This is a genomic window from Nonomuraea thailandensis (genome assembly GCF_024172165.1).
Taxonomy (GTDB): Bacteria; Actinomycetota; Actinomycetes; order Streptosporangiales; family Streptosporangiaceae; genus Nonomuraea; species Nonomuraea thailandensis.
Genome location: NZ_JAMZEB010000002.1, coordinates 11,984,078 through 12,008,889, shown reverse-complemented (window position 1 = coordinate 12,008,889; position 24,812 = coordinate 11,984,078). Strand labels below are relative to the sequence as shown.

Below are 24,812 nucleotides of genomic sequence, written 5' to 3'. Positions count from 1 at the left end.
CTTGCGCGTGCGGACAGAACATGATTCGGTCGCCTTGGGACATGCCGAAGACAAGCAAGCATTCGGTCAAGCAGGAGGCTCACGACATGCGCCAGCACGACAAGCTGTTCATCGGGGGCGAATGGGTGGCCCCCGCGGGCACCGGGACGATCGACGTCATCTCGCCCCACACCGAGGAAGTCGTCGGCCGGGTGCCCGACGGCACCGCCGAGGACATGGAGCGCGCGGTCGCCGCCGCCAGGGAGGCCTTCGACCACGGGCCGTGGCCGCGGATGACGTTCGCCGAGCGGGCCGAGGTGATCGGCCGGCTGGCCGCCGTCTACAACGAGCGGCAGGGCGAGATGGCCCAGCTCATCACCGAGGAGATGGGCTCGCCGATCACGTTCTCCAACCTCGCCCAGGCGCCGCAGCCGCTCGGCATGCTGCAGTACTACGCCGAGCTCGGCAGGACGTTCCAGCAGGAGGAGCAGCGGCCCGGGCTGTTCGGCCCGATCACCGTGCGCCGGGAGCCGGTGGGCGTGGTGGCGGCCGTGGTGCCGTGGAACGTCCCCCAGTTCGTGACCATGACCAAGGTAGCGCCCGCGCTGCTGGCGGGCTGCACGATCGTGCTCAAGCCGGCTCCGGAGACGCCGCTGGACGCGTACCTGCTGGCCGAGTGGGCGGCCGAGGCCGGCGTGCCCGCGGGCGTGCTCAACATCGTCGTCGCCGGCCGCGAGGTCGGCGAGCACCTGATCTCGCACAAGGGCGTGGACAAGGTGGCCTTCACCGGGTCCACGGCGGCCGGCCGGCGCATCGCCGCCGTCTGCGGCGAGCAGCTCAAGCGGGTCAGCCTGGAGCTGGGCGGCAAGTCCGCCGCGATCATCCTGGACGACGCCGACCTGGCCGCCAGCATGGGCTTCCTGTCGATGGCCTCCCTGATGAACAACGGCCAGGCGTGCGTGGCGCAGACCCGCATCCTGGCCTCCCGCAACCGCTACGACGAGGTCGTGGACGCGATCGCGGGCATGGTGAGCTCCCAGGCCGTCGGCGACCCCGCCGACGCCACGACCGGCATCGGCCCACTGGTGGCCAAGCGGCAGCAGGAGCGGGTGGAGAGTTACATCAGGCTCGGCATGGACGAGGGCGCCAAGATCGTGGTGGGCGGGCTCGACCGGCCGTACGACAGGGGCTGGTACGTCGCGCCCACCGTCTTCTCGGGCGTCAGCAACGACATGCGCATCGCCCGCGAGGAGATCTTCGGCCCGGTCCTGGCCGTGATCCCGTACGAGGACGAGGCCGACGCCGTCCGCATCGCCAACGACAGCGACTACGGCCTGGCCGGCACGGTCTGGACGGCCGACGCCGAGCACGGCATGGAGGTGGCCCGCCGGGTCCGCACGGGCACGTACGGCGTGAACTGCTTCATGCTGGAGACCAACGCGCCCTTCGGCGGCTACAAGGCCAGCGGCATCGGCCGCGAGCTGGGCCCGGAGGGTCTCAACAGCTACCTGGAGTACAAGACGATCAGCCGGCTCGGCTGAGCCTCCGCACGAAGCAGAGGGCCCCGCCACCCATGGCGGGGCCCTCTTCGCGGATGGTCACCCAGCGCGCCCCCGCGACGCTGGGCTACCGCCCGACTACAGCAGTATGTCCCACGTCCACCGCACCAGCGGTTTTCTTCCCCAGGGACTTTCTCCCGGCGGTTTCCTTCCATCCGCCCTAGGTAGACGTGTTTTACTCAGGAAAAGTTCGAAGAGATCCATTTGCCGATCCGGCGGACGAGTTCGGGGGTCGCCGCGGCCTCCGCGTGCCCGAATCCGGGCTCGATCCAGAGCTCCTTCGGCTCCCTGGCGCCGTCGTAGAGCTGGCGCGCGTGATCCAGCGGGAAGAACGTGTCCGCGTCGCCGTGCACGATCAGCAGCGGCGCGGGTGAGATGAGCCCGGCGGCCTCGTGCGGCGGCATCGGGATCGGGTCCCACTCGCCCCGCGCGATCCTGGTGCGCTTGGCCACCCGCGCCGCCCACCGCCCGAACGGCTGCTCGATGGCCCAGTGCACCCGCCTCATCGGCTTGGTCCCCCGGTAGTACCAGCGGGCGGGACCGCTCACCGCCACCACCGCGTCCACCCTGCCGTCCACCCCGCCGTCCACCCTGCCGTCCACCCTGCCGTCCGCCCCGCCGTCCACCCCGCCGTTCACCCTGCCGCGCAGCCCGGCGTGCCGCACGGCCACCGCCGCGCCCATGGAGAAGCCGACAACCGCGATCTTGGAGTAGCCGGCCACGCGGGCGTGCCTGACCGCGGCCTGCACGTCGAGGATCTCCAGGTCACCGACCGTGGTCTCGCCGCCGGACCTGCCGTGCCCGCGGAAGTCGAAGGCGATCACACCGCCGTATCCGCTCAGCACGTGCACGATGCGGCGCACGGTGCGGTCCCGCCACGACCCGGTGAAACCGTGCGCCAGCACGATCCCCACGTCGGTGCGGGCGGAGGGGGTGTGCGCGGCGTCGATGCGGACCCCGTCCTCGGTTCTGAGCATGACGGGGAAGTTGGGCGCGAGAGGCATGGCTACGAGGTTATGTCCGCTGGGCGTCGATCCCGCGCTCGGCCGCCCACACCGCGATCTGCGAGCGTGCGTCGAAGCCAAGTTTGTCCATGATGTTGGCGATGTGCCGGGCCACGGTGGCCGGGCTGATCACCAGCTCCCCGGCGATCGCGCGATTGCTCATGCCCCTGCTGAGCATCGCCGCGATCTCACGCTCCCTCGGCGTCAGGCCGGAGTACCGCGAGCCCGCCCCCACCTCCGCCGGCAGCGGCCCCCGCCCGGCCTGCCTGGGCCGCCCGCCGGGCACCCGCCCGGCCGCCTCGCCGGGCACCTGTCCGGCCGCCTCGCCGGGCACCCGCCCGGCCGCCTCGGCAGGCAGCCCTCGCCCGGCCTCGTCGCGGAGCACCCGCCTGGCCACCTCCTCCGGCGGCCACTCCACGCCCCTGGCCCACAGCAGCCTCACCCGGCCCTCGCCGAGCCTGTCGCGGGCCGACGTCAGCAACTCCTGCACCCGCCCGGGCGTGCCGAACTGGCCGATCGACTCGCGCAGCGCGGTGGCCGCGGCGCCGGCCAGCACCGCGCCCTCCAGGTCGCCCTGCGCCTGCGCCAGCGCCGACAACGCCGACAGCGCCCGCACGATGCCCCTGCGCTGCCCCGCCTTCCTGCTCAGCTCCAGCCCCGCGGCCACGTGCTTCTTGGCGGCGGCGTGGTCGCCCAGCCCCGCCGCGACCCGGCCGAGCCGGGCGTGGCAGCGCGCCAGCTCGACCCGGTTGTCCATGCCCTCCAGCAGCGGCAGCGCGCCGGCGTGGCAGGACATGGCCGTCTCCAGGTCGCCCGCGGCCTCGGCCACCGCGCCGAGATGGGTCAGCGCCCTGGCCTGGGTCCAGTGGTGACCCGCCTGCCGGCCCAGCGCGAGCGCCTGCTCGCCGTACCGCCGGGCCTGCCGCAGCCGCCCCTGGAACAGCGCCAGGTTGAGCTGGGCGATGCGGACGGTCGCCAGGTTGAACAGGTCGTCGTGGGCGGTCGCCGCCGCCTCCAGCTCCTCCAGGTAACGCAGCGCCCGCTCGCTCTGCCCCGTGCGGAAGAACACGGTCAGCGCCACGCTGTAGGTGATGCCCAGCCAGTGCGTGTACGGGTGCCGCTTCTGCTCCTCCACCCCCTGCACGATCAGCTCCTCGGCGCGTACCAGCTCGTCGGCCAGCTCCAGCCCGTACGCCAGCGCACCCGCCGCCACCGCGACGACGTCGTCGGGCACGTCCGCCAGGTCCAGCGTGAGCAGCCGCTCGTGCCAGCCGACGCTCTCGCCCAGGTCGCCTCGGACGGCCAGGATCGCCAGCGCCGCCCGCGCCAGCCGCAGCCCCACCACCGCCTGGCGCGACTCCACCGCCCAGTCGATCGCGATCCGGCAGTCGGCGAGCAGCGTGCGCCCCCTGGTGAAGTGCGCGAACCGGGCCGGCCACGGCATCCGCGGCTCCAGCGAGCCGCCCTCGTAGCAGCGCTCCATCTCCTCGCAGACCACCCGCAGGTGCCGGTCGCGCAGCCGGGCGACCTCGCCCACCTCCGCGAGCCGGTCGGCGGCGTAGCGGCGGATGGTCTCCAGCAGGCGGTAGCGCCCCGAGCCGCCCTGGTGCAGCACCAGCGACTTGTCCACCAGGCCGCCGAGCAGGTCGAGCAGCTCCGCCCTGCGCAGGATCCCGCCGTCGGCGCACACCCGCTCGGCCAGCCCCAGGTCGAACAGCCCCGCGAACACCGACAGCCGCCGCAGCAGCACCCGCTCCTTGGGCCTGAGCAGGTCGTGGCTCCAGTCCACCGCGGCCAGCAGCGTGCGCTGCCGGGCGGGCGCCGTGCGGTGGCCGGTGGTGAGCAGGGTGAACCGGTCACCGATGCGGTCGGCGATGCGGCCGGGGCTCAGCAGGCTCGTCCGGGCCGCCGCCAGCTCCAGGGCCAGCGGCAGGCCGTCGAGTGCCCGGCACAGGCGTACGACGTCGCGCATCTGCTCCGTCACCCCGCGCGCCCCGGCCGCCAGCGCCCGCTCCACGAACAGCAGCACCGACTCGGCGTCGGGATGTTGCTCGTCGGGCAGCTCCAGGGGCGGCACCCGCCAGACCAGCTCCCCCTGGATGTGCAGCGGCTCCCTGCTGGTGAGCAGGAAGCGCACGCCGCGGCACTCGGCGACGAGCTCGGCCACCACCTCGGCGCAGCTCTCGACCAGGTGCTCGCAGGTGTCGAGCACGATCAGCGTGCTGGCGTCGCGCAGGCGCACGCGCAGGCCGTCGAGCAGCCGCCCCGGGATCTCGTCGCGCACGCCGAGCACGCCTGCCAGCTCGCCGGCCACCAGGGCCGGATCACCGATGCGGGCCAGCTCCACCAGCCACACGCCGTCGGCGAACCAGGGCCGCGCCAGCGCCGCCACGCGCAACGACAGCCGGGTCTTGCCGATGCCGCCCACTCCGCTCAGCGTGATCACGCGTTCCTCGCGGACCAGCGTGCCCAGCTCGGACACGTCGCGTTCGCGGCCGATGAAGCGGTTGGGCTCTACGGGGAGATTGTGCGGGGCTTGCACGGTCATGTCGGGGCCCAGGGTGGTCGCGGGAGGCTCTCTCCTACGGCCTAAGTGTCCCCCGCGCCGGAGCCCCGTGCGATCACTTTGCGTGCAGACTCAGCAACCGGTCGGATACGAATGTGAGGCGCTCAGGTCTGCGACGCTCAGGTCCGCGACGCTCATGATGATCCGCACGCGTGACTCGTCGGCCGCGTCGAGGGCCTGGCGGACGTTGGAGATCATCACGCGGGCGCCGCTCTCCTGGATGCGGTCCCGCAGCGTGGCGGTGTCGAGATCGGGCGGCAGGGGCCAGACGACGCCGCCCGCCGCGATCACCGCGTTGGCCGACACCAGCAGGTCGGGCCCCACGGGCAGGCAGATGAGCACGGTGTCCCCAGCGCGCACTCCCCTGCGTCGCAGCTGGACGGTCGCGACCGCGGACCTGTCGTCCAGCTGCTCCTCGGTGAGCTTCAGGCCCGTGCCCGAGTCCACCATCACGATGCGCTCATCCATGGGGCCCACCGTAGGGAGGGCATCTCGTGCACACATGGGGCGGAATATGCAGATCCCTATGCAGAACTCGGCACGGCTACGGAGCGCCCTTCTGATGCTCCGTGGCCCACACCGCGATCTGCGCCCGCGAGGTGTAGCCGAGCTTCTCCATGATGTTGGCGATGTGGCGGGCGACCGTCGCGGGGCTGATCACCAGCTCCTCGGCGATGGCCCGGTTGGACAGCCCGCGCGTGAGCAGCCCGGCGATCTCCAGCTCGCGCGAGGTCAGCAGCGAGTGCTTGACCGGCTCGGCCGCCACCGGGGCCCGGGACGTCAACCGCTCGCCCTCCAGCACGTGGCGGGCGGCGTCGTCGGGGCTCATCGTCCGGCCGCGTGACCACAACGAGGTCGTGCGGCCCTCGCCCAGCTTGGTGCGGGCCCGCCCGAGCAGCTCCTCGATCCTGGTCGTGGCCGAATGCTGGCCGATCGACTCGCGCAGCCCCGCCGCCGCCGCCGCGGCCAGCACGGCGCCCTCCAGGTCGCCCTGGCACTCGGCCAGCACCGACAGCCCCACCAGGCAGCGGGCCACGCTCTGCCGCTGGCCGGTGGCCCGCGCCAGCTCCAGGCTGGCCGCCAGCCGCTCGCGGGCGGCGCCGAACTCGTGCAGCATCGCCGCCGCCCTGCCGATCCTCGCCAGGCAGCGGGTCAGCTCGGGGTCGCTGCCCAGCTCGCTCAGCCAGGGGACGGCCATCTCGTACTGGCTCCTGGCGGTCATCAGGTCACCGCGGGCCTCGGCCACCGAGCCGAGCTGGACCGCCGTCCTGGCCATCAGCCAGCGGTGCCCGTGCTCGCGCGCCCGCGCCAGCGCCTCCTCGCCGTGCCGCTGCGCCTCCCGGAGCCTGCCGCGCACCAGCGCGACCGCCGACAGCCCGAGCAGCCCCGCCGCCTGGTTCCAGGTGTCGCCGGTGCGGGTGGCCAGGGCCAGGCCCTCCTCGGCGTGGTGCAGCGCGTCGTCGGCACGCCCCATCCGCAGCAGCACGGTGACGACCAGGCTGTGCATGACGCAGCGCGGGAACACGTCGTCGCGCGACATCCTGGACAGGCTCTCCTCGGCCACCTCCAGCGCCCGGCCCAGCTCGTCGCGTGCCTCCAGCCCGTAGGCGAGGTACGCCCTGGCGTGCGCGATCTGGCCCGCGGGCACCCCGGCGGGATCGAGCGAGAGCAGCCGCTCCAGCCGCCCGACGATCTCCACCACGTTCCCCGCCAGGGGCAGCAGCCCCGTGCTGTTCCTGCACAGGCGCAGGCCCGCCGCCACGTTGCCGGACTCGACCGCCCAGTCGAGCGCCACCCGCTGGTCGTCGATGAGGTCGCGGCTGGCGGTCAGCGCCTCCAGCCGCGCCGGCCACGGCACGTCCGGCTGCACCATCTCGGTCGTGAAGTGGCGCTCCTGGAGCTCGCACAGCACGTCGAGGTGCCGCTCGCGCAGGACCTCGCGCTCGCCGGCCTGTTCGAGGCGCTCGACGGCGTAACGCTTGATGGTCTCCAGCAGCCAGTAGCGTCTGCGGCTCTCGTCGCACAGCACGAGCGATTTGTCCACCAGCCCGCCGAGCAGATCGACGATCTCGCCCTCGGGGATGGGCCGCTCGGCGCAGACCTGCTCGGCCAGCTCCAGGTCGAAGTCACCGGCGAACACCGACAGCCGCCGCAGCAGCACCTGCTCCTTGGCCGAGAGCAGGTCGTAGCTCCACTCGACGGCCGCCAGCAGCGTGCGCTGGCGGGGCGGAGCGGTGCGGCCTCCGGTCGTCAGCAGCGAGAACCGGTCGTCGATGCGGTCGGCGATCTGGCCGGGGCTCAGCAGGCTCGTACGGGCCGCGGCCAGCTCCAGCGCCAGCGGCAGCCCGTCGAGCGCCCGGCACAGCCGCACCACGTCGGGCAGGCACTCCGCGCCCAGCCGGGTGCCCGCGGCCGCCGCGCGGTCCATGAAGAGCGTCACGGACTCGGCGTCGGTCGTGGCCCGGTCGGGCAGGTCGAGCGGCGGCACCCGCCAGATCAGCTCGCTGGCGATGCGCAGCGGCTCCCTGCTGGTGGCCAGGACGCGCAGCGACGGGCACGCGGCGACCAGCGCGGCGGCCACCTCGGCGCATCTGTCGACCAGGTGCTCGCAGTTGTCCAGCAGCAGCAGGCAGCGCTGGTCGCGCAGCCGGGCCGTCATGGTGTCGAGCAGCGGCCTGGCGGCCTCCTCGCGCACGCCGAGCACGCGGGCCACCTCCTGCTCGACGAGCTCGGGCCGGCCGAACCTGGCCAGCTCCACCAGCCACACGCCGTCCGGGTACGACGGCACCAGCCCGGCCGCCACCTGGAGGGCCAGCCGCGTCTTGCCGATGCCGCCGACCCCGCACAGCGTCACCACCCGCGTCTCGCCGATCAGGTCGTGCAGGTCATCGAGGTCGCGCTCGCGTCCGACGAACCGGTTGGGCTCTGCCGGAAGGTTGTGCCGGGGGGTATTTGGCATGTGCTCACCCTGCGTCGCGGAAGGATCACACTCTCCCACAGTGTCGCACTTTTCACAGGCCAAGCGAGCTCACGACCGCCCTTTCGTCCACGACACGCAGAACGGGGTCCCCCAGCAGTCTCCTGGCCAGGTCGTACGGCGCCACGACCATGGTGGCCCGCCGCTCCTGGGCCAGCACGCGGCAGCCGACCAGGCTCGGCCCGTGGGCGACCACGACCTGGGCGCCCGCCGTCATCGCCAGGTCGATCACGCGCAGCCCTCTGAACGGCTCGCTCACCGCGCTGATGACGACGTCGTCCTTGCCGACCACGAGCCGGGCGGCGAGCCTGCGCAGGTCGGTCGCCAGCTCGGTGTTGTCGAACAGGCGCGCGCCGTCGAGCGTGAGCGCGGGCCCGGCCAGCGGCCCGAACTCGACCGCGCCCGAGGTCAGCAGCTCCGTGAACGACCTGGCCCCCGGCGTGGGCCGGAAGGCGAAGACCTGGTCGACCTTGACGGCGGCGGGGTCGTGGTGGTCCTGGGTGATCATCAGGCGCCCGGTGCCGGTGCCCGAGAGCACCGCCACCCCGCCCGCCCAGGCGACGGCGTGCACGGCCACGGGCAGGGTCGCGCCGAGCGGGACGTTGACGAGCACGTGGTCGCCGTACCGCAGGCCCTGGGCGCGGAGCCCGGCGGCGGCGCGGGTGACCCGTCTGGCGAAGGTCGTGTAGGACAGCACCTCGCCGGTCCTGACATCGCTCACCGCCGGCTGCTCGCCCTGAATCGGTGCCGCCGCCATCACGAGCTCTGTCCAGGTCATGACCATAATCTAGGGACCAGGACCAAGATTGCCATGCGCACAATTGTGCAAGCCCCTATGTAGGTGGGGCTCATCCTGCGGGAAAACACCGTCGCTTCACCCGCGCGTACGCTCGCCGCCACCTTGTCCGCTCTCGCCATCAGAGGGGATCAACTAGACTTAGTAGGTCGCGACTTCGCGCGGCGGCCCCCACGACACAGAGCGAGACGTCATCATGCCTTTGAACAGCCGCGACGACCTGCGGAACATCGCGATCATCGCGCACGTCGACCATGGCAAGACCACGCTGGTCGACGCCATGCTCTGGCAGTCCGGGGCATTCCGCGCCAACCAGGACGTCGACGACCGCGTCATGGACTCCAACGACCTCGAGCGCGAGAAGGGCATCACCATTCTCGCGAAGAACACCGCCGTCCAGCACGGCGGCATGACCCTCAACATCATCGACACGCCCGGCCACGCCGACTTCGGCGGCGAGGTCGAGCGCGGCCTGTCGATGGTCGACGGCGTCGTGCTGCTGGTCGACGCCTCGGAGGGGCCGCTGCCGCAGACGCGGTTCGTGCTGCGCAAGGCGTTCGCCGCCAAGATGCCGGTCATCCTGTGCATCAACAAGGTCGACCGGCCCGACGCCCGCATCAAGGAGGTCGTCGACGAGGTCTACGAGCTGTTCATGGACCTCGACGCCACCGAGGAGCAGATCGACTTCCCGATCGTCTACGCCTCGGCGAAGGCGGGCCGGGCCTCCCTGGAGCGCCCCGCCGACGGCGGCATGCCCGACTCCGAGGACCTGGAGCCGCTCTTCGACATCATCAAGTCGACGATCCCGGCGCCCACCTACGACCCCAACGCTCCGCTGCAGGCGCACGTCACCAACCTCGACGCCTCCTCCTACCTGGGCCGCATCGCGCTGTGCCGGATCCACCAGGGCGTGCTGCGCAAGGGTCAGCAGGTGGCCTGGTGCCGCACCGACGGCTCGATCCAGAAGGTCAAGATCACCGAGCTGCTCATGACCGAGGCGCTGGAGCGCAAGCCCGCCGAGGAGGCCGGGCCCGGCGACATCATCGCCATCGCCGGCATCCCCGAGATCATGATCGGTGAGACGCTGGCCGACCCCGACGACCCGCGCCCGCTGCCGCTCATCACGGTCGACGAGCCGGCCATCTCGATGACCATCGGCACCAACACCTCGCCCCTGGTCGGCAAGGCCAAGGGCTCGAAGGTGACCGCCCGCATGGTCAAGGACCGCCTCGACAAGGAGCTGGTCGGCAACGTCTCGCTGCGCGTGCTGCCCACCGACCGCCCCGACGCGTGGGAGGTCCAGGGCCGTGGCGAGCTGGCGCTGGCCATCCTGGTGGAGCAGATGCGCCGCGAGGGCTACGAGCTGACGGTCGGCAAGCCGCAGGTGGTCACCAAGGTCGTCGACGGCAAGGTGCACGAGCCGGTCGAGCGGCTGACGGTCGACTGCCCGGAGGAGTACCTCGGCGCGGTCACCCAGCTCCTGGCGGTGCGCAAGGGCCGCATGGAGCACATGACCAACCACGGCACCGGCTGGATCCGGATGGAGTTCGTGGTGCCGGCGCGCGGCCTGATCGGCTTCCGCACCGAGTTCCTCACCGAGACGCGCGGCACGGGCCTGGTGCACCACGTCTTCGACTCCTACGAGCCCTGGTTCGGCGAGCTGCGCACCCGCAACAACGGCTCGCTGGTGGCCGACCGGTCGGGCCCGGTGACCGCGTTCGCCATGCTCAACCTCCAGGAGCGCGGCGTGCTGTTCGTCTCGCCGACGACCGAGGTCTACGAGGGCATGATCGTCGGCGAGAACTCCCGCTCCGACGACATGGACGTGAACATCACCAAGGAGAAGAAGCTCACCAACATGCGCTCCTCCACCAGCGAGGAGACGGAGAAGCTGATCCCGCCGCGCGTCCTGTCGCTGGAGCAGGCCCTCGAGTTCATCCGCGAGGACGAGTGCGTCGAGATCACCCCTGAGGCCGTGCGCATCCGCAAGGTCGTGCTCGACGGGGCCACCCGTGGCCGCGCCGCCGCCCGCGCCAAGCGGAGCTGACGGAAATCTTCAAACCGAGCCGCGTTTTGCTCGCTTTTCGCGAACAAAGCGCGGCTTTTCGGTTAGTACGGGAAGTAAGCCTCCCGGCTCGGCCACCTGCGATGGATGAACTCTCCCGGGTCACGCCGTAAAGAAAAGTTGTCATGGGAGCAGCTGTAATCACACCGTGACCCTGAGAGATAGAACAATCCCGCATGCCGGAGAATCATCCAAATTGTGGGAAAGCTCCGGATGGCAATCGCGTTCGGGCTGGCGCTGGTGTCGTTGGGGGCGATCGTTTGGTGCACCGTTGCAGCCAGACCAGTAGCGGAGCCTGCTCCGCCGAAAGGCACCGCAGGCCCCAACCCGTGGGTGGCCGCGGCCACCCGCGCCGACCCCGACGTGCAATGGGCCCGCAGGGCCGAGAGCACGGTGATGATCACCAGGGCGGGCGCCGCCGACCTGGAACCGGTCCCTGACGGCCGGCTCGATCCCCGGCAGCGCCACGTCAAGGTGACCGTCGAGCACCGGCTCCATCTCGCGAGCCGTGACACCCTCATCGAGGCGTTGCGCCAGGGCAGCGGCTTCCCCGGCACGCTGCAGCAGGTCGTCGACTCGGCGTTCGGCGCGATCAAGGTGGACGGCCCGGGCCTGGCACCCACCACGCGCCTGGCGCCGGTCCTCATCTCCCAGGGCGGGCGCACCACGGCCCGGTTCACGGTGACGCTGTTGCGCCAGCTACGGCCCGACCAGTTGCTGAAGCTGAACTTCGAGGAGCCCAAGGCGTTCCCCCTCATCGTCACCAGCCGGTCCATCGCCGTGCTGCCCGCCGAGTGGACCGTGCTGCGACTGGAGGGCATCACGCCGGAGCAGGAGGAGGCGGAGCGGCTGGCGTTCACCGTCGGGGCGTATCCGGTGAGCATGACGCTGGCTCACGACTCCTTCGGCTTCGCCGACGTGGTCGTCGAGGAGGACTTCTCGTGGGCCACCGCGCTCGGCGTGCTCACCGCGGTCGCGCTGACGGTCTTCCTGGTGCGCGCGCTCGGCGAGGGCTGGTGGGCGCGGCTGGCCAACAGGGAGCTGTTCGTCGGGCTGGCGCTGGCCGCGCCCGCGCTGCTGATCCCGCTGTTCGCGGAGGACTGGTCGGCGGTCGCGTACGTGATCCTGTTCATCGCCGTGCCCCTGCTCGCGCTGCGGCACGCCGGCCGGGTGCTGCCCACCAGCCCGCCCTGGGACACCCGCGACCTGCTGGTCGTGACCGGCGTGGGCGTGGTGATCGGCCTCGGCATGCTCGTCTGGTCGTGGCTGCACGGGCAGCTGTCCGGGCAGGCGCTGCTGGCGGGCGGGGCGGTGGCGGCCGTCGCGGCGGCGGGCTCGGCCGTCGCGTTCAGCGTGGACCTGGGGGTGCGGCCGGTCGTCGTGCGGCTGGCCGTCCTGTCGGCCGAGGCGGCGATCGGGCTGCTGGCGCTGGCGCTGTGGCTGCGGGCGCTGGCCGGTGGCGTGTACCCGCCCGACAGCATCCGGCTGGTGTTCGCGCTGAGCTGGGCGCTCATCCCGATCGCCGCCATGGCCGTGGCGACCAAGCAGTGGAGACGCCAGGCCGTCGTGGGCGCCGTGTTCATCAGCCTGCTCGTGCAGGGGTGGCCCACCGAGTGGCTGGACGCCGGGTCGTGGAGCCTGGCCGTCGCGCAGGAGGAGCCGCGGATCGGCAACCTCGTGCTGACCCCGATCGTGCGCGGGGTGCTGGGGCTGCTGCTGCTCGGGTTCGTGATGCTGGTGCTGCGGCTGCGGCGGCTCGGCGGGCAGTGCTCCGCGGTCGACAACCCGGTGGCCGAGTCGACCATGATCTGCGTGCTGATGGTGCTCTACATCACGCCCAGCGGCAGCACCACGCTGGCCGACATCGACGTGCCGCTGCCCCTGCTGGCCATCACCTCGCTCGTGGCCTGGGCGAGCGCCCAGTGGCTGCTCACGGGCCCGCGCATGGCCATCCCCGAGCCGATGGACCTGGAGGAGCACCGGGCCCTGGTCAGGGCCGCCCTGCACAAGCGGCTGCTGCTCGTCTCCGAGCAGGAGCTGTACCGGATCGGGCGGGGCAGGATCGGCGCGGGCGAGCTGACCATGGCCGAGTTCGACCAGCAGCGCAACACGCTGGAAGCGGCCATGAACCGGCACGGCAGGCACCCGGAGACCGCGTTCGCCACCTCCTCCGGCTGCACGCCCTGGTACAACGGCATCCACGCGTTCACCGTCAGCCTGCTGCTCAGCCTGCCCTTCGCCCTCGTCTACGGCTGGCCCGAGGGGGTGGACCTGACGAGCTTCGTCTTCGACGGGCGTTACCTGATCACGCTGCCCGCCTTCGGGTTCCTGTTCGGCTACTTCTACCCGCGGGTCCGGGGCACCCAGCCGATGACCAAGGCCCTGCACCTGACCGCCGCCGCCCTGCTGACGGAGCTGTCGGGCTACCTGTCGACACTCGCCGAGCCGGACATCGGGCCGATGGACAAGGCGCAGGTCGTGGCCATCGTGGTGGGGCAGGTCATGATGGTGTGCATCGGGCTCGGGCTGTTCTGGGAGTGGCGCATCATGCACCTGGCGGGGGAGCCGTGGGCGCGCGTGCGCAACCTGCGCAGCGTCCGCAGCCTGGCGGCGCCGACGCTCGCGCTGGTGCTGGCGGCGGGCACCACGGCGGCCTCCTCGGCCGCCGGGCAGACGGTGGACCGCATACTGAAGGGCGACCAGATCGTGACGATCCAGGCACCCCGCTGACCTGCGGGAGTGAGCCGGCCCGCGGCCGGGCGCCGACCGGGCACCGGCCGGGCCGGCTCGGCGCGCCCGGGCTAGCGCCGGGGCAGCTCGCTCCCCCGTACGTGCGTGCACAGCCACTCCACCAGCGGCCCGTACGCCCGCCAGGCGTGCTCGACCCGCCCGCGCGCCTTCGCCGTGTGCACCCACTCCTGCGGCTCGAACCGTTTCCCGGCGAAGAGCGACCGGTGCCGCAGCAGCTCGATGCGCGGATGGTCCTGCTCGAAGCCCCGGGGCCGCGTCTTGAGCCGATCGCCCAGCAGCTCGTACCCCTCGACCACCAGCGCGCCAGTGATCGCCTCCAGCGGCTTGCCCGACAGGTCCTCGTCCACGGCCGCCCGGTAGCGGGCCACCTGGTCGGAGGCCGTGGAGTAGACGCCGCCCGCGGCGAACAGCCCCTCGGCGCTGATCTCCACGTAGAGCCCGATCCCCGGCATGGCCTCCACGAACGCGCCCTGATGGGTCTTGTACGGCGCCTTGTCCTTGGAGAAGCGCACGTCACGGTAGGGGCGGAAGAGGTGGGCGGGGCCGAACTCCGCGGCCAGCTCGTCGGTCAGCGCCAGCATGGGCGCCCGCACCGCCTCCTCGTAGAGGTGCTTGTGCCGGCCGAAGTACGTCTTGGAGTTGTCCGCCTCGAGCCCTTCGTAGAACAGGAACGCCTCGTCGGGAAAGCCGCTGAAACCCATGCCGACAAGAGTGCCACGCCGCACCGACAGGTCCGCGCCCAGGTCAGCGCCCAGGTCAGCGCCCGGGTCAGCGCCCGGGTCAGCGCCCGGGTCAGCGCGCGGTGTAGGTCCTGCCGGGCGCGGGCGTCCTGCCGTACAGCTCCGACACGGTGACGAACGTGTACCCCTTCCTGCCGAGCGTGTCGAGCATCGCCGGCACGGCGTCCACCGTGCTGCGGTGGATGTCGTGCAGCAGGACGATCGAGCCGGGCTTGGCGGCGCCCGCCCGCTTGGCCACGGTGGTGGCGACCCGGTCCTGCCAGTCGAGGGTGTCGAGGTTCCACAGGATCTGGGCCAGGCCCTCGCGGCGCGTCTCGGCCGCGACGTCGTCGTCGGTCGACCCGTACGGCGGCCGCATCACCCGCATCCGCACGCCGGTGAGCCGCTGCACGATGTTCTCGGTGTGCTTGAGCTCCTTCTTGAGCGCCTCGTGCGGCAGCTCGGCGAGCGGCGGATGGCTCCAGGAGTGGTTGCCGATCTCGTGGCCGTCGTCCACGATGCGCCGGGTGGTCCGCCCGCCCTTGTCGGCGGCCACCATCTGCCCGATGACGAAGAACGTGGCCCGCACGTCACGCTGCCGCAGCATGTCCAGCAGCCGCACGGTGTGCTCTCCTGGGCCGTCGTCGAAGGTCAGGGCCACGCACTTGAGCCGGGCGCAGTCGAACTTACGGCTGGCCGGCCAGCCGTGCTGCATCGATCTCAGCCGTTTGGCGAGCGCCAAGGGATCGACGACGACCGGCCTCGACGGCACGATCTGCACCCTGGCCTGCTGCGGGCGGCGCGGCACCGACGCTGTCACGCAGCTCACCAGGGCGACCAGGGCCAGCGGCAGGGCCCATACGCGCATGCTTCCCCCCGAAACGCCGCATGCGGGGGCCTACGGATAATCCTGGACCGGTACCCCCCGCAGCTCCCTGGCCAGGTCATCCCACCAGAGTGGGATATCCGCCTGCAATTCCTGGAAGCGGCGCGCCACGCGCATGGCACATCCGACCGGATCCGTACCCAGATGCCGACGTTTCACCGGTCCTTCCTGCCACCGGTAAAAACCATCCCTGTAACGGACGACCAGGCCGATCCACACCGAGATGGTCTCGTCGTCGCCCACCTCGTACGCGCTGGTGACGCCCAGACCATGAAGCTCCGCATGGAGTTTCTCCGTCGCCGCTCGGGCCTCACTCACACGCCACCCCCTGCCGACGTTCCGCGGCGCGGTGATCGTCGCAGGCGTTCACCGCACACAAGGGATGTACCCAGCAACGGGCATCAGCCGTCCAAGACATGGAGTAATCATGAAACTCCGGGGCGTGATCAGGGGGACTTTCGCGCTTATTGCTCGCGCGGGTCCTGGGAGTCCAGAGGATAGCGGGAGTCGTGGGGCTCGCGTGGCTCGGCCACCACCATCACGAACCTGAGCTCGGTCTCCGCCCTGTTGGCGTACCGGTGGGGGCGGTCGGCCGTGAAGAGCACGGCATCATCTTTCCCTATCACGTGACTCTTGCCGTACACCGTGAGTGTCAGCTCCCCCTCCAGCACCGTCAGCATCTCGCGGGTGCCGGCCGGGTGGGCGTCGCCGTCGTGGTGCTCGCCGGGGGCCAGCCGCCAGTCCCACAGCTCCAGGATCATCGGCATGTCCGCGCCCACCAGCAGCCGCGCCTCGCCGTTCCCCTGGCGGAACGCCACCACGTCCGCCTTGTCCACCACCCGCACCATCGGCACGTCGGCCACCTCGACCAGCCGCGCCACGGTGACGCCGAGCGCCGAGGCGATCCGGGTCAGCGTGGACACGCTGGGGTTCGTCCGCCCCTGCTCGACCTGCACCAGCATGCCCCTGCTCACGCCCGACCTGGCGGCCAGCGCGTCGAGCGTCAGCCCGCGGTGGGCGCGCTGGGCGCGGACGTTGTTCGCGATGGCCTGTGTGATGAGCTCCGGGTCCTCCATGGGAGTGCAGTCTAGTGAAATGAATTTGCAGTGGAATGTACCCTCTGTGTTGTACTGACAGTCCACTCCATTGAACCGAGAGGAGATCACGGTGACGGTGCTCCTGGCGACCGCCTGCGCGATCGTGTACGGCACGGCGGACTTCTTCGGCGGCCTGGCCACCCGGCGCTCGCAGGTGCTCTCCGTCGTCGTGATCTCGCAGATCGCGGGCTTGGCGCTGATCCTCGGCCTGCTGCCGCTGCTGCCCGGCACGTACAGCCACGCGGCACTGCTGTGGGGCCTGGCCGGAGGGCTGTCGGGGGCGGCCGGGCTGGTGCTGTTCTACCGGTCGCTGGCCACGGGCGTCATGTCGGTGGTGGCCCCGACGACCGCCGTCACCTCGGCGGCGCTGCCGGTGGTGTTCGGGCTCGTCACGGGCGAGCGGCCGCAGGTCTGGGCCCTCGTGGGGGTGGTGCTGGCGCTCGGCTCGGTGCTGCTGGTGAGCCAGGAGAAGCCCGGCGGCGGGCACGGCTCGCTCTCCTCGGTGCTGACCGCGCTGGCCGCCGGCGCCGGGTTCGGCGGGTTCTTCATCCTGCTCGCCATGGCTCCGCACGAGGCGGGCCTGTGGCCGCTGGTCGGCGCGCGGCTGTCGTCGGTGTCCACGGTGGCCCTGCTGGCGCTGCTGACCCGGCGCGCACTCAGGCCGGGGCCCGGCTCGCTGCCCGTCATCCTCGCGGCCGGCGTGCTCGACATGGCGGCGAACGTGCTCTACCTCCTGGCGCAACGTGACGGCCTGCTCAGCCTGGTCGCCGTGCTGGTCTCGCTCTACCCCGCCAGCACCCTGCTGCTGGCCAACCGCGTGCTCGGGGAGCGGCTGCGGGCCGTCCAGGTGGTCGGCGTGGTATGCGCGCTCGCCGCAGTGGCGCTCATAGCCGTTGCGCAGCACCTCTAGCGCTTGCTACGTTTCGCCCGTGCGCCCTGTGCGGGCACGTTCCGATGGTGAGTCGTTGAAGCACGTGGCCGTGCCGTACGACTCTGATGAGTGCTTTCTGGATCTGACGGTGCCGCGGGTGCGCGCCGCGCTGGACGAGGGCAGGCGGGTGCTGGTGATCACCGGCGCCGCCAAGCTGGCCCACCTGCGCGAGGCCCTCGGGCGCGAGGCCGAGTACATCGACAGCCGCGTGCCCGCCTCCTGGTACGACCACCCGTACCGGATGCTGGCCGCCTACCACGAGTACACCCGCGGCCGCCGCACCCTGGTGATCGGCGAGCCGAGCTGGACGGGCAGGAGCGGGCGCCAGGTCAGGGAGCTCATCCGCAGCGACTCCGTGATCAACGCCGCGCTCCGCGCGACGGCGGTCATCATGCTCTGCCTGTACGACCTGCGCCGCGTCCCGGAGAGCGTGCTCCACTACGGCCCGGTCAACCACCCCGTGCTGCTCGGCTCCGACGGCGAGATGACCAGCAACCGCTTCGTCGAGCCGCACGAGCTGGTGCTGCACGACGACCGGGCCCCGCTGCCCGAGCCGCCAGGCGACGCCGGCACCTTCCGCTTCACCGCCAGGGAGCTGAAGAAGCTGCGCCGGCACGTCGGCGACTACGCCGGCTCCGCCGGCATGGACCGCAACCTCATCACCTCGCTGGTGATCAGCGTGTCCGAGATCGCCGCCAACAGCGTCGAGCACGGGGCCGGGCACGGCACGATCACGATGTGGACCGGCGACGGCGAGCTGGTCTGCGAGATCGCCGACCCCGGAGGCGCGCTCGACGACCCGTTGCCCGGCTACATACCACCAGAGCCCGAATCCCCACGGGGATACGGGCTCTGGATCAGCAGGCAGCTCTGCGACCTGGTGGAGTTACGGGCGGAGGACGGGCTGTTACGCGTCCGCCTCCATCTCAGCATGCGGACCTAGGCGGCACGCTGCGCGGGCAGGCGCACGGCGCCCTCCTCGCGGGCGTACTCCTCCAGCATGCCCCGCAGCTGGCGGCGGCCACGGTGCAGCCGCGACATCACGGTGCCGATGGGCGTGCCCATGCGCTCGGCGATCTCCTTGTAGGCGAACCCCTCGACGTCGGCCAGGTAGACGGCCACGCGGAAGTCCTCGGGGAGCGAGCGGAGGGCGTTCATCACGACGCTGTCGGGCAGCCGGTCGAGCGCCTCGGTCTCGGCCGAACGCAGGCCCGTCGAGCTGTGGGACTCGGCGGCGTGCAGCTGCCAGTCCTCGATCTCCTCGGCCGCGGACAGCTTCGGCGAGCGCTGCTTCTTGCGATAGTCGTTGATGAAGTTGTTGGTCAGGATCCGGTGGAGCCAGGCCTTGAGGTTGGTGCCCTCACGGAACTGGTGGTACGACGTGTAGGCCTTGGCCACCGTCTCCTGCACCAGGTCCTCGGCGTCGGCTGTGTTACGGGTCAGGCGCATGGCGGAGGCGAACAGCTGCGACGTCACGGGCACGACATCGCGCTCGAACCAGTCCTGACGCTGCTCATCGGTCATAGTGATCAAAATTCATTCCCCCTTGCGCTATCCCCCGTACCGGCACAAGCCGTCTGACAGCGGTCCCATCTTCGCAAGTCCCTAGTAAGGGACGCGTTAGAGAGCTCCGCCATGGTCAGAAGGGGTTGATCGTCCATCTGCTCGCGGCGTGCGTGGTCACGTCCACGGCCGGACAAGTCTCATTATCATAACACTAACCCACCAATCCTGCAGTAATAGTGGCGAGAGTCACATGGGATAGCGTATGAGGATGAGATTCGTGGACCGGCACCATTCGGGTACACGCCGCTGGGTGGCTGAGGCCATACGCAAGGTCGAGGCCGATGCCAACCGTAGTTGCGACACACATCTGCACGTCTTTCCGCTGCCCTCGCACTGGGGAGTAAACCTCTACTTGAAAGACGAGTCGGTGCACCCAACAGGTTCACTGAAACACCGTCTGGCCCGCTCGCTATTCCTCTACGGTCTGGCCAACGGCTGGATCGGCCCGTCCACGACGATCGTGGAGGCCTCCAGCGGCTCCACGGCCGTCAGCGAGGCGTACTTCGCCCGGCTGCTGGGCCTGCCGTTCATCGCGGTCATGCCGGCGGCCACCTCGCCGGAGAAGATCCACCTCATCGAGTTCTACGGCGGCAAGTGTCACCTGGTCGACGACCCCGGCGCCATCTACGACGAGTCGCACCGCCTGGCCGCCGAGACCGGCGGCCATTTCATGGACCAGTTCACCTACGCCGAGCGGGCCACCGACTGGCGCGGCAACAACAACATCGCCGAGTCCATCTTCTCCCAGCTCTCCCTGGAGCCCCATCCGGAGCCGGCCTGGATCGTGGTGGGGGCCGGCACCGGCGGCACCTCCTCCACCATCGGCCGCTACATCCGCTACCGCCGCCACGCCACCCGCCTGGCCGTCGTGGACCCGGAGGGCTCGGCCTTCTACCCGGGCTGGACCTCGGGCGACGCCTCCGCGACCGCCCCCGGCTCACGCATCGAGGGCATCGGCCGCCCCCGCGTGGAGCCCTCGTTCCAGCCCACCGTCATCGACCGCATGATCGCCGTGCCGGACGCCCGCTCGATCGCCGCCATGCACTGGACCCGCGAGGTCACCGGCCTGGACGTCGGCGGCTCCACGGGCACGAACCTGGCGGCCTGCGTAGAGCTCGTCCAGGAGCTGCGCGAGTCGGGCGAGCAGGGCAGCATCGTGACCCTGGTGTGCGACAGCGGCGACCGGTACAAGGGCACGTACGGAAACCCGCGCTGGCTGGCGGAGCAGGGCCTGGACATCGAGCCTCACCTGGCGGACCTGCGCGCCTTCCTGCACCGGGATTAGGTAAGGCGAGCCTAAGCTGTCATACTTCAGCGGAACGAGGCAGAGCTGAGGAGGACGTGGGTGAGCGCAGTGGCCGTCGCCCCGCGCCTCCACGGCCTCCGCCGGCGCCGCGTCACCGTGCTGCTCGCGCTGCTCGGCTGCGTGGCGGTGGCGGTCGTGCTGAGCATCACGATCGGCTCCAAGTCCGTGCCGCTCGCCGACGCCTGGCACGCGCTCACGGCCCCCACCGGCACCGAGAACGACCTCGTCATCCGCTCCCTGCGCCTGCCCAGGACCGCCCTGGGCGTGCTGGCCGGGATCGCGTTAGGCGTGGCCGGCGCGCTCATGCAGGGCCACACGCGCAACCCGCTCGCCGACCCCGGCCTGCTGGGCGTCACGCAGGGCGCGGCGTTCGCGATGGTGGCCTCGATCATCCTGCTCGGCGCATCCAGCCTGCTCGCCTACATCTGGTACGGCCTGGCCGGCGCCCTGGTGGCCAGCGTGGCGGTGTTCGCGCTGGGCATGGTCGGCGGCCGGGGCGGCCCGACCCCGGTCACCCTGGCGCTCGCCGGCACCGCCGTCAGCGCCCTGCTCTACGCCCTCACCTCGACCATCGTGCTGCTGGACGAGCAGGCGATGGACGTCTTCCGCTTCTGGCAGGCCGGCTCGATCGCCTCCAGGGGCGGCGACGTGGTCTGGCAGGTGCTCCCGTTCGTGCTGGCCGGGCTGGTGCTCGCGCTGGTCAACGCCCCCGGGCTCAACGCGCTCTCCCTCGGCGAGGACGTGGCCCGCGGCCTCGGCCAGAACATCCCCAGGACCAGGACCATCGGCGTCGCCGCCGTCACCCTGCTGTCGGGCGCGGCCGTCGCCGCGTGCGGCTCGCTGGCCTTCGTCGGGCTCATCGTGCCGCACCTGGCCCGCCCCCTGTCGGGCACCGACCACCGGTGGCTGCTGCCGTACTCGGGGCTGATCGGCGCGGGCCTGCTCCTGATCGCCGACGTCGTCGGCCGCGTCGTCGCCCCGCCGGGCGAGCTGGAGGTCGGCGTGGTGCTCGCGCTGCTCGGCGCCCCGTTCTTCGTCGCCCTGGTCCGCCGCAGAAAGCCCGTACGCCTGTGACGACCCTACGGATGTCCGCCGTCTCCTGGCGGGTACGGCCACGCGGTGTCACGCTCACCCTGACGGGGCTCGTCCTGCTCGTCCTGCTCATGGCCCTGAACATGCGCATCGGCGACATCGGGCTGACGCTGCCCGAGGTGCTCTCCGCCACCTTCGACGTCGACAGCGCCGCCCACTTCGTCGTCATGGAGCTGCGCCTGCCCCGCGCGCTGACCGGCGCCCTGGTCGGCGCCGCGCTCGCGCTGTCGGGCGCGATCATCCAGTCGATCGCCCGCAACCCGCTGGCCAGCCCCGAGATCCTCGGCGTCACCACCGGCGCCTCCGTCACCGTGGTGGCCGGGCTCGTGGCCTCCGGCAGCGCGTACGGCACCGTCAGCGGCCTGCTGGCCACCCTCGGCATCCCCGTGCTCGCCCTGCTCGGCGGCCTGGCCGGCGCCGCCGTGGTGTACGGCCTGGCATGGCGGCGCGGCCTGGACGGCTACCGCCTGGTGCTGGTCGGCATCGGCGTGGCCGCCGTGTTCACCAACGTCAAGTTCTGGCTGCTGACCATCGGCGACGTCAACGACACCGCCCGGGCCATGGTCTGGATCAGCGGCTCGCTCAATGGGCGCGGCTGGGAGCACGTGACGCCCACGGCGCTGGCCCTGGCCGTGCTGGTGCCGCTGACCCTGCTCGGCACCCGCTCGCTGGACGCCCTGCGCTTCGGCGACGACACGGTCACCGGGCTCGGCATCCGCATGAACCTGGCCCGCGCCCTGCTGATCCTGGCCGCCGTGCTGCTGGCCGCCGTGGCCGTCGCGTCGGCGGGCCCGATCGCGTTCGTGGCCCTGGCCTCGCCGCAGATCGCGCTGCGCCTGGTCCGGTCGGGCCGGCCGCCGCTGCTGTGCTCGGCGGTCGTCGGCGCCGTGCTCACCACGGGTGCCGACCTGATCGCCAGGACGGCCTTCTCCCCCATCGAGCTGCCCGTCGGCATCGTCACGGCCGTGCTGGGCGCCCCGTACCTGATCCACCTGATCTGGAGGTCGCGGAAGTGAGACTGCAGGCAGCCGGCGTCAAGCTCGGGTACGGCGACCGCGTCATCGTGGACGGGCTCGACCTCGGCATCGAGGCCGGCACGGTGACCACCATCATCGGCCCGAACGGCTGCGGCAAGTCCACGCTGCTGCGCGCCCTCGGCCGGCTGCTCAAGCCGCAGGGCGGCGAGGTGCTGCTGGACGGCAAGCGCATCGACCAGATCCCCACCCGCGAGGTGGCCAAGATCCTCGGCGTGCTCCCGCAGTCGCCCTCCGCGCCCGAGGGCCTGACCGTCGCCGATCTGGTGGCGCGCGGGCGGCATCCGCACCAGACGTGGTACCGGCAGTGGTCCTCCGACGACGAGGGCGCGGTCGCGGCGGCGCTCGACATGACGGGCCTGGCCGACCTGGCCGAGCGGCCGCTGGACGAGCTGTCGGGCGGCCAGCGGCAGCGGGCGTGGATCTCCATGGCGCTGGCCCAGGGCACGGACCTGCTGCTGCTCGACGAGCCGACCACGTTCCTGGACCTGGCCCACCAGGTGGAGGTGCTGGAGCTCGTCCGTCACCTGCACGAGGAGGCCGGCCGCACGGTCGTCATGGTCCTGCACGACCTCAACCTGGCCGCGCGCTACGCCGACCGCCTGGTCGCCATGCGCGCCGGCCGGGTGATCGCCTCCGGCACCCCGCACGAGGTGCTCACCGAGAACCTGCTGCGGGAGGTGTTCGAGCTGGACGCCAAGATCATCGCCGACCCGGTGGCCGGCACGCCGCTGGTCGTCCCCATCGGCCCGCTCCACCACGACAGGGGCGGCGCGCGCGGCTAGGACGAGCCGCGCCGTAAGAGCGCCCGCTGGACGTCCTCGTCCTCGGGAGCCAGCTCCGCGGCCCTCAGCAGGTCCTCGCGCTCCTGCGCGTCCAGGCCGACCGCCCGGTACACCAGCGACCGGTTGAACAGCAGCTCCGCCGACTCCTCCAGCTTCAGCGCCCGCGTCAGGTCCGCCAGCGCCGCCTCGTGGTCGCCCCGCTCGAACGCCAGCTCCGCCCGGCCCGCCCAGGCGGGCACCAGCTCGGGATCGAGCTCCAGCGCCTGGTCGAAGGCCATGCGCGCCTCCGGGTAACACTCCTCGGCGAGCTCCACCTGGCCCAGCACGCACAGCAGATGGGCGTCTCCCGGCGTCAGCGCCAGGCCGCGCTCCACGTCCTGCCTCGCCCTGGCGTGGTCGCCGGCCGCCGCGTGGATGCCGCAGCGGTTGACGTAGGCGGGGGCGAACGCCGGATCCAGCTCCAGCGTGTGGTCCAGGTCCGCGAGGGCGCCCTCGACGTCGCCGGCGGCGTAACGCACCTCCGACCGGTTGTAGTACGCCTCGGGGAAGGGCGGGCTGAGGCGCATGACCGCCTCGTAGTCGGCCAGCGCCTCCTCCTCGCGGCCCAGCTCGTGCAGCAGGTTCCCTCGGTCGAGGTAGTAGTCGGGGTAGCCGGGGTCGGCCTCGACGGCGCGGGTGTAGTCGGCCAGCGCCGCCTCCCGCAGCCCGGCCATGGCCAAAAGCTGGGCCCGGTTGGCGTACAGGACGAGCCGGTGGATCGGGTGCGCCCGCGCCAGGCGCGTCTCGGCCAGCTCGATGGCCTGTCCCACCAGCTCCATGGCGGCGTCCCTGCGGCCCCTGCGCAGCTCCACCAGGGCCTTGCCGTTGAGGTCGAACCCCAGGTGGAAGGCGCGCTCCCCCTGGTCGGGCAGCAGCGACGTGATCGTCACCGCCTCGTTGATCCAGGCCAGCGCCTGCTCGGGGTCGCGCTGGGCCGGGTCGTGGTGGCGTACCAGGATCATGGCCGTGGCGTAGGCGGCGGTGGCGCGGTGCTTGGGGTCGGTGCTGAGGCGCCTGATGCGGTCGTAGAGCTCGCGGGCCTCCTCCTCGCGCCCGACGGCCTCCAGGGACCCCGCCACCCGCTGCAGCAGCCGCTGCCAGCGCTCGGGGTCGTCCTCGTACGCCAGCCCGCGCAGCACCTCCAGCCCCGACTCGGCCATGGCGTGGTGGAAGCCCTCGTCGCGGTACCGGTCGAAGTCGGCGGGCAGCGGCCCCGAGCCGGGCCGGGAGGGCCCCTCCTCGATGGCCAGCAGGCCGGGACCGAGCCTGCGCCGCAGCACCGCCACCAGCTCCGCGTCGGTGTGGTCGGCCTCGCCGAGATTCGCCACGCGCGCGGTGAGCGGCCCCGATCGGCTCAGGCAGCCGCGGGCGAACTCCGCCAGCCCGTTCGCGATCCGCAGGCTCCGGCGCACCCCTGGCACCAGCACCCGCTGCTCCCTGGGCAGCTCGTCGGCCAGCGAACGCCGCCGGGCGGGCACCAGGTGACGCAACTGTGGCGCCGCCGCCCTGATCTCGATGTCGTGCGCCGCGACCAGCTCCGGCCGGTGCTCCAGCTCTGCCGGCACCAGGTGCCCGAGCAGCGCGGCGGCAAGCGTGTACGGGCCGCCGATACGGCGATCCGCGTCGATGAAGATCGTCTCCACGCGGTCCCTCTCCCGTG

20 protein-coding genes are annotated in these 24,812 nt (G+C 71.7%); 9 read left to right on the top strand and 11 right to left on the bottom strand.

Annotated features, from left to right (window positions below; genetic code table 11):
- Positions 1 to 86: 86 nt before the first annotated feature.
- A complete protein-coding gene (locus tag HD597_RS59935) occupies positions 87 to 1,520 on the top strand; it encodes an aldehyde dehydrogenase (RefSeq protein ID WP_253759957.1) in 1,434 nt (477 codons plus the stop codon).
- A gap of 197 nt (positions 1,521 to 1,717) precedes the next feature.
- On the opposite strand, the gene HD597_RS59930 is transcribed toward HD597_RS59935, so the two are convergent.
- The 5 genes from HD597_RS59930 to HD597_RS59910 all read right to left on the bottom strand — a co-directional run bounded on the left by HD597_RS59930 (position 1,718) and on the right by HD597_RS59910 (position 8,863).
- Positions 1,718 to 2,542 (bottom strand): alpha/beta hydrolase, encoded by an 825-nt coding sequence (locus tag HD597_RS59930; protein ID WP_253757982.1) that lies wholly within the window; start codon positions 2,540 to 2,542, stop codon positions 1,718 to 1,720.
- A 10-nt stretch (positions 2,543 to 2,552) separates the two neighbouring features.
- A complete protein-coding gene (locus tag HD597_RS65560; protein WP_276083303.1) occupies positions 2,553 to 5,090 on the bottom strand; it encodes a LuxR C-terminal-related transcriptional regulator in 2,538 nt (845 codons plus the stop codon).
- Positions 5,091 to 5,180: 90 nt separating this feature from the next.
- Positions 5,181 to 5,576, bottom strand: coding sequence for an AMP-binding protein (locus HD597_RS59920; RefSeq protein WP_253757980.1), 396 nt, complete (start codon positions 5,574 to 5,576; stop codon positions 5,181 to 5,183).
- Positions 5,577 to 5,652: 76 nt separating this feature from the next.
- A complete protein-coding gene (locus HD597_RS59915; protein ID WP_253757978.1) occupies positions 5,653 to 8,067 on the bottom strand; it encodes a LuxR C-terminal-related transcriptional regulator in 2,415 nt (804 codons plus the stop codon).
- 52 nt (positions 8,068 to 8,119) lie between these two features.
- Positions 8,120 to 8,863, bottom strand: coding sequence for an AMP-binding protein (locus HD597_RS59910; protein ID WP_253757976.1), 744 nt, complete (start codon positions 8,861 to 8,863; stop codon positions 8,120 to 8,122).
- Positions 8,864 to 9,077: 214 nt separating this feature from the next.
- On the opposite strand from HD597_RS59910, the gene typA reads away from it, so the two are divergent.
- Positions 9,078 to 10,928, top strand: coding sequence for a translational GTPase TypA (typA, locus tag HD597_RS59905; protein WP_253757974.1), 1,851 nt, complete (start codon positions 9,078 to 9,080; stop codon positions 10,926 to 10,928).
- Between the two features lie 351 nt (positions 10,929 to 11,279).
- Positions 11,280 to 13,676 (top strand): hypothetical protein, encoded by a 2,397-nt coding sequence (locus HD597_RS59900; protein ID WP_253757972.1) that lies wholly within the window; start codon positions 11,280 to 11,282, stop codon positions 13,674 to 13,676.
- Positions 13,677 to 13,747: 71 nt separating this feature from the next.
- On the opposite strand, the gene HD597_RS59895 is transcribed toward HD597_RS59900, so the two are convergent.
- The 4 genes from HD597_RS59895 to HD597_RS59880 form a co-directional block, all read right to left on the bottom strand.
- Positions 13,748 to 14,398, bottom strand: coding sequence for a DUF2461 domain-containing protein (locus HD597_RS59895; protein ID WP_253757970.1), 651 nt, complete (start codon positions 14,396 to 14,398; stop codon positions 13,748 to 13,750).
- Between the two features lie 91 nt (positions 14,399 to 14,489).
- Entirely contained in the window at positions 14,490 to 15,284 is a 795-nt protein-coding gene (locus HD597_RS59890) for a polysaccharide deacetylase family protein (protein ID WP_253757968.1), read from the bottom strand.
- Between the two features lie 30 nt (positions 15,285 to 15,314).
- Complete coding sequence (locus HD597_RS59885) at positions 15,315 to 15,620, bottom strand: hypothetical protein (RefSeq protein ID WP_253757966.1); 306 nt, start codon at positions 15,618 to 15,620, stop codon at positions 15,315 to 15,317.
- 146 nt (positions 15,621 to 15,766) lie between these two features.
- Positions 15,767 to 16,378, bottom strand: a complete 612-nt coding sequence (locus HD597_RS59880) for a helix-turn-helix domain-containing protein (RefSeq protein WP_253757964.1) — start codon at positions 16,376 to 16,378, stop codon at positions 15,767 to 15,769.
- A gap of 91 nt (positions 16,379 to 16,469) precedes the next feature.
- Here HD597_RS59880 and HD597_RS59875 point away from each other — a divergent pair, with 91 nt between their 5' ends.
- Both HD597_RS59875 and HD597_RS59870 read left to right on the top strand, forming a co-directional pair.
- A complete protein-coding gene (locus HD597_RS59875; RefSeq protein ID WP_253757962.1) occupies positions 16,470 to 17,309 on the top strand; it encodes a DMT family transporter in 840 nt (279 codons plus the stop codon).
- A 64-nt stretch (positions 17,310 to 17,373) separates the two neighbouring features.
- The gene (locus HD597_RS59870) at positions 17,374 to 18,273 is read left to right on the top strand and encodes an anti-sigma factor RsbA family regulatory protein (protein ID WP_253759953.1); all 900 of its coding nucleotides are present in this window, start codon (positions 17,374 to 17,376) and stop codon (positions 18,271 to 18,273) included.
- Here the strand turns inward: HD597_RS59870 and HD597_RS59865 are convergent.
- Complete coding sequence (locus HD597_RS59865) at positions 18,270 to 18,854, bottom strand: sigma-70 family RNA polymerase sigma factor (protein WP_168021809.1); 585 nt, start codon at positions 18,852 to 18,854, stop codon at positions 18,270 to 18,272. The two genes, HD597_RS59870 and HD597_RS59865, sit on opposite strands and share 4 nt — an antisense overlap.
- Before the next feature lie 250 nt (positions 18,855 to 19,104).
- On the opposite strand from HD597_RS59865, the gene HD597_RS59860 reads away from it, so the two are divergent.
- The 4 genes from HD597_RS59860 to HD597_RS59845 are packed head-to-tail and all read left to right on the top strand — an operon-like array spanning position 19,105 to position 23,113.
- The gene (locus HD597_RS59860; RefSeq protein ID WP_253757960.1) at positions 19,105 to 20,181 is read left to right on the top strand and encodes a PLP-dependent cysteine synthase family protein; all 1,077 of its coding nucleotides are present in this window, start codon (positions 19,105 to 19,107) and stop codon (positions 20,179 to 20,181) included.
- Positions 20,182 to 20,241: 60 nt separating this feature from the next.
- Complete coding sequence (locus HD597_RS59855) at positions 20,242 to 21,276, top strand: FecCD family ABC transporter permease (protein ID WP_253757958.1); 1,035 nt, start codon at positions 20,242 to 20,244, stop codon at positions 21,274 to 21,276.
- Positions 21,273 to 22,310 carry a FecCD family ABC transporter permease gene (locus HD597_RS59850; protein ID WP_253757956.1) on the top strand — a complete coding sequence of 346 codons (1,038 nt, stop codon included), beginning with the start codon at positions 21,273 to 21,275 and terminating at the stop codon, positions 22,308 to 22,310. The genes HD597_RS59855 and HD597_RS59850 overlap by 4 nt, the downstream gene beginning before the upstream one ends.
- Positions 22,307 to 23,113 (top strand): ABC transporter ATP-binding protein, encoded by an 807-nt coding sequence (locus HD597_RS59845; RefSeq protein WP_253757954.1) that lies wholly within the window; start codon positions 22,307 to 22,309, stop codon positions 23,111 to 23,113. Before HD597_RS59850 ends, HD597_RS59845 begins: the two co-directional genes overlap by 4 nt.
- Here HD597_RS59845 and HD597_RS66385 read toward each other — a convergent pair.
- Positions 23,110 to 24,795: a tetratricopeptide repeat protein gene (locus tag HD597_RS66385; RefSeq protein WP_253757952.1), complete on the bottom strand. Its 1,686-nt coding sequence runs from the start codon at positions 24,793 to 24,795 to the stop codon at positions 23,110 to 23,112. The genes HD597_RS59845 and HD597_RS66385 overlap by 4 nt on opposite strands.
- Positions 24,796 to 24,812: the final 17 nt, after the last annotated feature.

Excerpts from the sequence above, each read along its gene's own strand:
- HD597_RS59935 (WP_253759957.1), top strand. The coding sequence starts at position 87 with ATGCGCCAGCACGACAAGCTGTTCATCGGGGGCGAATGGGTGGCCCCC.
- HD597_RS59930 (WP_253757982.1), bottom strand. The coding sequence starts at position 2,542 with ATGCCTCTCGCGCCCAACTTCCCCGTCATGCTCAGAACCGAGGACGGG.
- HD597_RS65560 (WP_276083303.1), bottom strand. The coding sequence starts at position 5,090 with ATGACCGTGCAAGCCCCGCACAATCTCCCCGTAGAGCCCAACCGCTTC.
- HD597_RS59920 (WP_253757980.1), bottom strand. The coding sequence starts at position 5,576 with ATGGATGAGCGCATCGTGATGGTGGACTCGGGCACGGGCCTGAAGCTC.
- HD597_RS59915 (WP_253757978.1), bottom strand. The coding sequence starts at position 8,067 with ATGCCAAATACCCCCCGGCACAACCTTCCGGCAGAGCCCAACCGGTTC.
- HD597_RS59910 (WP_253757976.1), bottom strand. The coding sequence starts at position 8,863 with ATGACCTGGACAGAGCTCGTGATGGCGGCGGCACCGATTCAGGGCGAG.
- typA (WP_253757974.1), top strand. The coding sequence starts at position 9,078 with ATGCCTTTGAACAGCCGCGACGACCTGCGGAACATCGCGATCATCGCG.
- HD597_RS59895 (WP_253757970.1), bottom strand. The coding sequence starts at position 14,398 with ATGGGTTTCAGCGGCTTTCCCGACGAGGCGTTCCTGTTCTACGAAGGG.
- HD597_RS59890 (WP_253757968.1), bottom strand. The coding sequence starts at position 15,284 with ATGCGCGTATGGGCCCTGCCGCTGGCCCTGGTCGCCCTGGTGAGCTGC.
- HD597_RS59880 (WP_253757964.1), bottom strand. The coding sequence starts at position 16,378 with ATGGAGGACCCGGAGCTCATCACACAGGCCATCGCGAACAACGTCCGC.
- HD597_RS59865 (WP_168021809.1), bottom strand. The coding sequence starts at position 18,854 with ATGACCGATGAGCAGCGTCAGGACTGGTTCGAGCGCGATGTCGTGCCC.
- HD597_RS59860 (WP_253757960.1), top strand. The coding sequence starts at position 19,105 with ATGAGATTCGTGGACCGGCACCATTCGGGTACACGCCGCTGGGTGGCT.